The sequence below is a fragment of the Candidatus Omnitrophota bacterium genome (assembly GCA_016929445.1).
In the GTDB taxonomy this organism is placed as follows: domain Bacteria; phylum Omnitrophota; class Gorgyraeia; order JAFGIU01; family JAFGIU01; genus JAFGIU01.
This window is the reverse complement of the sequence record JAFGIU010000081.1, coordinates 1-6,426: the sequence shown is the minus strand read 5'-3', so window position 1 is coordinate 6,426 and position 6,426 is coordinate 1. Positions and strand designations below refer to the sequence as shown.

The 6,426-nt window shown below is 56.9% G+C and carries 8 protein-coding genes; 7 read left to right on the top strand and 1 reads right to left on the bottom strand.

Translation table 11 applies throughout. From position 1 onward, the window contains the following. The 5 genes from JW937_06870 to JW937_06850 form a co-directional block, all read left to right on the top strand. Nucleotides 1–358, top strand: a 358-nt coding sequence (locus tag JW937_06870) for a dihydrolipoyl dehydrogenase (GenBank protein ID MBN1587134.1), incomplete at its 5' end; no start/stop codon positions are given. Nucleotides 359–390: 32 nt separating this feature from the next. Then, entirely contained in the window at nucleotides 391–1,074 is a 684-nt protein-coding gene (locus tag JW937_06865) for a hypothetical protein (GenBank protein MBN1587133.1), read from the top strand. Nucleotides 1,075–1,134: 60 nt separating this feature from the next. After that, the gene (locus JW937_06860) at nucleotides 1,135–1,800 is read left to right on the top strand and encodes a succinate dehydrogenase cytochrome b subunit (protein MBN1587132.1); all 666 of its coding nucleotides are present in this window, start codon (nucleotides 1,135–1,137) and stop codon (nucleotides 1,798–1,800) included. Between the two features lie 3 nt (nucleotides 1,801–1,803). Continuing rightward, the gene (locus tag JW937_06855; protein MBN1587131.1) at nucleotides 1,804–3,717 is read left to right on the top strand and encodes a fumarate reductase/succinate dehydrogenase flavoprotein subunit; all 1,914 of its coding nucleotides are present in this window, start codon (nucleotides 1,804–1,806) and stop codon (nucleotides 3,715–3,717) included. A gap of 11 nt (nucleotides 3,718–3,728) precedes the next feature. Next, nucleotides 3,729–4,472: a succinate dehydrogenase/fumarate reductase iron-sulfur subunit gene (locus JW937_06850; protein MBN1587130.1), complete on the top strand. Its 744-nt coding sequence runs from the start codon at nucleotides 3,729–3,731 to the stop codon at nucleotides 4,470–4,472. Between the two features lie 6 nt (nucleotides 4,473–4,478). Here JW937_06850 and JW937_06845 read toward each other — a convergent pair whose 3' ends face one another. Continuing rightward, nucleotides 4,479–5,087, bottom strand: a complete 609-nt coding sequence (locus JW937_06845) for a superoxide dismutase (GenBank protein MBN1587129.1) — start codon at nucleotides 5,085–5,087, stop codon at nucleotides 4,479–4,481. 234 nt (nucleotides 5,088–5,321) lie between these two features. On the opposite strand from JW937_06845, the gene JW937_06840 reads away from it, so the two are divergent. Together JW937_06840 and JW937_06835 are read left to right on the top strand one after the other, a co-directional pair. Further along, nucleotides 5,322–6,059 (top strand): ROK family protein, encoded by a 738-nt coding sequence (locus JW937_06840; protein ID MBN1587128.1) that lies wholly within the window; start codon nucleotides 5,322–5,324, stop codon nucleotides 6,057–6,059. After that, nucleotides 6,059–6,426, top strand: a 368-nt coding sequence (locus JW937_06835) for a MarC family protein (protein MBN1587127.1), incomplete at its 3' end; no start/stop codon positions are given. The genes JW937_06840 and JW937_06835, both read left to right, overlap by 1 nt.

Here is a 6,426-nt window from a genome sequence, read left to right as displayed (position 1 = left end):
CAGCGTGGTCTACACGCATCCGGAGATTGCCTCCGTGGGCTTGAGCGAACAGCAAGCGCTGGAGGCCGGGCACGATATTCGTACCGGCCGCTATCCGTTCAGCGCGAACGGCCGGGCCCGCTGCATGAATGATACCGAGGGTTTTGTGAAGATTATCGCCGAAAATAAGACCGACCGGCTGCTGGGCGCGCACATTATTGCGACCCATGCAGGGGATTTGCTCCAAGAGCTCGTCACCACCATGGCCTTTCGAGGCAATGTCGAGGATATTGCTCTGACGATTCACGCGCACCCCACCCTATCCGAATCAGTCAAGGAAGCTGCGCTGGATGCGCGCGGCGAAGCCGTTCATATGTAATTCGCATGAAGACAACCAGGAGGAAAGAGAGCATGTATAGCCTATTCCGCAGGACCCTTGTGTTCGGCTTGGCAGTGACTTGCGCGCTGGGTCTATCCACCGGCGCGAGAGCGGTTGAGAATCAGGACTTTGATCAGGAAGCCTTCCAGAAGCAAATGGAAGCCGCTTCGCAGGAAATGGCCGCGGCTTTTGCGGCCCTGGGCCAGGGTTTGGCTCAGGTGGCCGGAGCTCCGCAGGCCGGTACTCCGGTACAAACCGTCGGCATTAGCGAACTCAAGAGTGTGCTTCCCGAAAGCTTCGGCGCTTACAAGAAGACAAGTTCTTCCGGCGACCGCAATTCGGCGATGAATATTCGCTCCACCGTTGTTCAAGCGGTTTATGAAAGCCCCGACGGCAAGCAAATCAATGCCGAGGTCACGGATATCGGTACTTTCAGGGGCATGGGCGCCTATGCTGCCGGAATGATGCAGAACTGGGATTCTGAAAGCGAAACCGATGACTCCTATGAGAAGACAGTGGCCTGGAAGGACCGCAAGGCCCGCGAAGAATATAACCGCAGCTCCAAGTACGGCAATTTTCAGACGACCGCGGGCAACGGCCGTTTCTGGGTTGAGTTTAGCGGGGAAGTTGAAAACGTGCAGGATTTTCATCAAGGAATGGACGCCGTCAATATTTCCCAGCTGGACCAGTGGGAGAACTACGGATTAGAACAGTAGTCTGAACGGGCCTGAGCCCCGTTGCAAATCAAAAGGCCTTGGAGTATCCTGGTTCACTCTATGAAGCAAATCATACGCGTCCTCAAGAGTTCAGTCGGCAAAAAGTACCTCATGGCGGTAACGGGCCTTGCTCTCTGCGGGTTCCTCGTAGCGCATCTGATCGGCAATCTCTTCCTATATAAGGGTCCGGGAGGGGACGCCTACAACGCCTACGGCCACAAACTCGAGTCTCTGGGGCCCTTGCTGAAGCTGGCTGAGCTCGGTCTGCTCGCTCTGTTCCTCGTGCACATTGTCTTGGCCATTGTGGTGAGCATTGAGAACAAGCGGGCGCGCGGAGCCGGTTATGCCAGTTATAAGGGGAAGGGCGGTTCGACCCTGGCGTCCAGGGTGATGGCCTACACCGGCGGCCTGGTGGGCGTGTTTGTTGTGCTGCACCTGCTGCATTTCAAGTTTGCCGAGCATCTCTACGACGCCAAGGGCTACGTGGATTGGTACACCATGGTTCTGCAGCTCTTTCAGAAGCCGGTATTTTTCGCATTTTATGTGGCTTCGGTCCTGATCCTCGGCTTTCATCTCTATCATGCGGTTCAAAGCTGCATGCGTTCCCTGGGTTTGGACAACGACAATTACGACCCGCTCGTGCAGTGGGTTTCCCGGATTTTTTCAGGGCTCATGGTGATCGGATTTAGTTCGATCCCGATTTGGGCCTTTTTCCTTAAGGGGTAGACAGTGGCACTGGACTCCAAAATTCCCAGCGGTCCGATTCAAGAGAAGTGGGAGAAACACAAGTTCGATCTCAAGCTGGTCAATCCGGCCAACAAGCGCAAGTACCGCATCATTGTGGTGGGCACAGGCCTGGCCGGGGCATCGGCTGCCGCGAGCCTGGGTGAACTGGGGTACAAGGTCGAGGCTTTCTGTTATCAGGATAGCGCGCGCCGTGCGCACAGCATTGCGGCCCAGGGCGGGATTAACGCGGCCAAGAATTATCAGAATGACGGGGACAGTGTTTACCGTCTTTTCTACGACACGGTCAAGGGCGGGGACTTCCGGGCTCGCGAGGCCAACGTGTACCGTTTGGCCGAGGTTAGCGGCGCCATCATTGATCAATGTGTGGCGCAGGGCGTGCCCTTTGCGCGCGAGTATGGCGGACTTTTGGCCAACCGCTCTTTTGGCGGCGCGCAGGTGAGCCGCACCTTTTACGCGCGCGGGCAGACCGGGCAGCAGCTTCTGTTGGGCGCGTACAGCGCGCTCATGCGGCAGGTTGCCGCGGGCCAGGTGAAAATGCATGCGCGCACAGAGATGCTGGACCTGGTTGTGGTGGATGGTTATGCCAGGGGCATTGTGACCCGCGACTTGATTACAGGAAAAATCGAGACGCATCTGGCCGATGCCGTGGTCCTGGGGACTGGTGGTTATTCCAATGTTTATTTCCTGTCCACCAATGCGTCCAACTGCAATGTAACGGCCACATGGCGCGCGTACCGCCGCGGCGCGTATTTTGCCAATCCGTGTTTTACTCAAATTCATCCCACCTGCATTCCGGTGCATGGGGACAAGCAGTTCAAACTTACGCTGATGAGCGAAAGCCTGCGCAATGACGGCCGTGTGTGGGTGCCCAAGCAAAAGGGCGATAAGCGCCCTGTAGGGCAGATTCCCGAGGGCGAGCGCGACTATTACCTGGAGCGCAAGTACCCGAGCTTCGGCAACTTGGTGCCGCGCGACGTGGCAAGCCGGGCGGCCAAGCAAGTGTGTGATGAGGGACGCGGGGTGGGCTCTACAGGTCTGGCCGTGTATCTGGATTTTGCCGATGCGATTGCCCGCGACGGCGAAGCGGTGATTCGCGAGAAATACGGCAATTTGTTCGATATGTACGAGAACATCACGGGCGAAAACCCATACAAGCAACCCATGCGTATTTTTCCGGCCGTGCATTACACCATGGGCGGGCTTTGGGTGGACTACAATTTGATGAGCAATCTGGCCGGTCTCTTTGTGATTGGGGAGGCGAATTTCTCGGATCACGGGGCCAATCGCCTGGGCGCCAGCGCGTTGATGCAGGGTTTGGCCGACGGCTACTTTGTGCTTCCCTATACATTGAGCGCTTACCTTGCCGGGCAGGAGAAAGTCGAGATTGGTGCCGATCATCCGGAAGTGCTCAAGACTGCGGCAGAGGTCCGGGAGCGGAATGCAAAGCTCCTGGCGCTGAAGGGCAAGCGCACGGTTCTGGAAATCCACCGGGAACTCGGCCTCCTGATGTGGAATGACTGCGGCATGGCGCGCAACGAAAAGGGGCTCAATCACGCCAAGGCGCGCATCCCTGAGTTAAGAGATGAGTTTTGGAAGAACGCGATTGTGCCGGGTTCGGGCGAGGAATTCAACCAGGCATTGGAATACGCCGGGCGCGTGGCCGATTATCTGGAGTTCGCGGAACTCTTGGTGGATGACGCCCTGCACCGCAAGGAGTCTTGCGGGGGACATTTCCGCGAGGAAAGCCAAACCGGGGAGCACGAGGCCAAACGCGATGATGATAATTTCAGTTATGCCGCGGCTTGGGAATTTGCGGGCGTGGGCAAGCCGGCCACCCTGCACAAAGAAGAATTGGAATTTGAGTACGTGAAGCCTTCGCAAAGGAGTTACAAGTGAGTGCGGAATCCATGACGCTCACCCTCAAGATCTGGCGCCAAAAGGGTCCGGATGCCCCGGGCCGCTTCGTGACTTATGAAGCCGGGGACGTGTCCCCGGACATGTCGTTCTTGGAAATGCTGGACATGCTCAACCAGGATCTGATCAAGAAAGGCGAGGAGCCCGTTGCCTTTGAAAACGATTGCCGCGAGGGTATCTGCGGGGCCTGCAGCGTGATGATCAACGGCCAGGCGCACGGCTCCAAGAGAGGGATCACAGCCTGCCAGCTTCACATGCGGCTTTTCAATAACGGCGACACGGTCACGATCGAACCCTGGCGCGCCAAAGCCTTTCCGGTGATCAAAGATTTGGTTGTGGACCGCAGCGCTCTGGACCGTGTGATGCAGGCCGGAGGCTTTGTGTCCGTGCGCACGGGAGCTGTGCCGGACGCCAATGCCGTGCCCGTGCCCAAAGAGAATGCCGACAAAGCCATGGATGCGGCTGCGTGTATCGGTTGCGGGGCATGCGTCGCTGCCTGCAAGAACGCCTCGGCCATGCTTTTTCTAGGCGCCAAGGTTTCGCAATATGCCCTCTTGCCGCAGGGGCATCCGGAGCGCACCCGCCGTGTGCTCGCCATGGTCGAGGCTGCGGACAAAGAAGGCTTCGGCAACTGCACCAACACCAGCGAGTGCGAGGCCGCCTGCCCCAAAGAAATCTCCGTCACCCATATCGCCCGCCTCAACCGCGAACTCCTGCGCGCGGCACTTAGAGCTTAAAACACGTCAGCCCCAGTTCTGCGCGGCAAACTCCCAATTCAACAGATTCTTCAGTACAGTCGCTAAGTACTCATTACGCTTGTTCTGGTAATCCAGGTAGTACGCGTGCTCCCATACGTCGACCGTGAGCAAAGGCTTCTGGTCGTAGGCCAGCGGGGTCTCGGCATTGGGGGTCTTCACGATTTTTACCGTGTTTTCGTCCCGGATCAGCCAAGCCCACCCACTGCCGAACTGAGTCATGCCTGCATTCGCAAATGCCTTGAGAAACTCGTCATAACTTCCAAAGGCCTCGTTGATTTTTTTGCCGATCTCGCCCACGGGTTGCTTGGAACTGTAAGGGTTCAGGCTGTTCCAAAAAAACGTGTGATTCCAAACCTGGGCTGCGTTATTGAAAATGCCGGATTTATCTCCCTTGCCTGCCGTGCTCTTGATGATCTGTTCCAGGGTCTGGTCTGCGTACTCGGTGCCTGTCACAAGTTCGTTGAGTTTGTTTACGTAGGCCTGGTGGTGCTTGCCGTAGTGGTAGCTCAAGGTGTTGGCCGAGATATAGGGCTCCAGCGCATTCTGGTCAAAGGGCAGCGCGGGAAGGGTAAAGGGGGCTGTTGCTGTGCTCATGAACTTGTCCTCGCTTGGTTTCTTCTGGTCTGATTCTTAAGGGACGGTTCTTACGGCCCACTGAATAGATCGGACGGTAAGAACCGTCCCTGACCTTGCTCTTGAGTAACAGGCCATTATACGCATCCACCCCCACCCCGTCCACGGCTAATTTAGGCTAAAAGCTATGCTTGGGCCTGGAGCAATATGGTTTTATAATGTCAGGGCGATATTCAAGGGGAAAAGGGGAGGACTATGGAAATACTGGGAGTGGATATCGGGGGCTCGGGCATCAAGGGCTCTCCGGTCAATATTGAAACCGGTGAGCTTTTGGCAGAGCGATACCGCATTGCGACCCCTCAACCTGCTACTCCGCAAGCTGTGGCCGATGCCCTCAAAGAACTCGTCCAACATTTCAAATGGAAAGGCAAGATCGGTGCGGGATTTCCGGCCGTGGTGCGCGGTGGTGTGGTGGAGACGGCTGCCAATATTGACCCTAGTTGGATCGGCACGCCGGTCTGCAAGCTCTTCACCAAGGTTACGGGTTGTGACACGCATGTGGTCAATGATGCGGATAGCGCGGGTGTGGCGGAGATTCATTTTGGGGCGGGCCGCGGCGTCAAGGGCGTGGTGATCATGATTACAGTGGGCACGGGCCTGGGGACCGCGGTCTTTATCGACGGCAAGCTTGTCCCTAATACGGAATTCGGCCATCTGTTCTATAAAGGAATGATTGCCGAACACTACACCTCGGACGCGGTGCGCAAGGACGAGGATTTGGACTGGGACCAGTGGGGCAAGCGCTTCAACAAGTATCTCAAGCATCTGGCCATGCTGACCTGGCCGGACTTGATCATTGTCGGCGGGGGCGCGAGCAAGAAGTTTGAACGCTTTTCCGACCAGATCAAGGTAAATACCCGAGTCGTCCCCGCACAGCTTCTGAACGAAGCAGGCCTGATTGGGGCTGCCATGTTCGCAGCGGAGGATCTTTAGTGCTCCTTGAATCAACGCTCATTCTCTTTGCCATTGTGAATCCCATCGGCAGTGTGCCGGTCTTTTTGCAGATTACCGCTTCGCTCGATCCCAGGGAACGCAGGTGCGCCTTTCGAACAGGCGTGCTGGCGGCTTCCTTCATCCTCTTCCTCTTTATATTGATCGGAGAAGGGCTCCTAACCCGGGTTTTCCGTATCCATTTGGCTGATCTCATGCTGGCGGGCGGATTATTGCTGCTCATCATTGCCATGGACCATCTGGTTTTCGGTTCCTTGGTGCGCGGCGTTTTGGGAGAGGGGTCTCGGGACGGGCGCCATATCGGCGCGGTTCCCATTGCGTGTCCGGTTCTGGCAGGGCCGGGCGCCAT

Excerpts from the sequence above, each read along its gene's own strand:
- JW937_06840 (MBN1587128.1), top strand. The coding sequence starts at position 5,322 with ATGGAAATACTGGGAGTGGATATCGGGGGCTCGGGCATCAAGGGCTCT.
- JW937_06865 (MBN1587133.1), top strand. The coding sequence starts at position 391 with ATGTATAGCCTATTCCGCAGGACCCTTGTGTTCGGCTTGGCAGTGACT.
- JW937_06860 (MBN1587132.1), top strand. The coding sequence starts at position 1,135 with ATGAAGCAAATCATACGCGTCCTCAAGAGTTCAGTCGGCAAAAAGTAC.
- JW937_06845 (MBN1587129.1), bottom strand. The coding sequence starts at position 5,087 with ATGAGCACAGCAACAGCCCCCTTTACCCTTCCCGCGCTGCCCTTTGAC.
- JW937_06850 (MBN1587130.1), top strand. The coding sequence starts at position 3,729 with ATGACGCTCACCCTCAAGATCTGGCGCCAAAAGGGTCCGGATGCCCCG.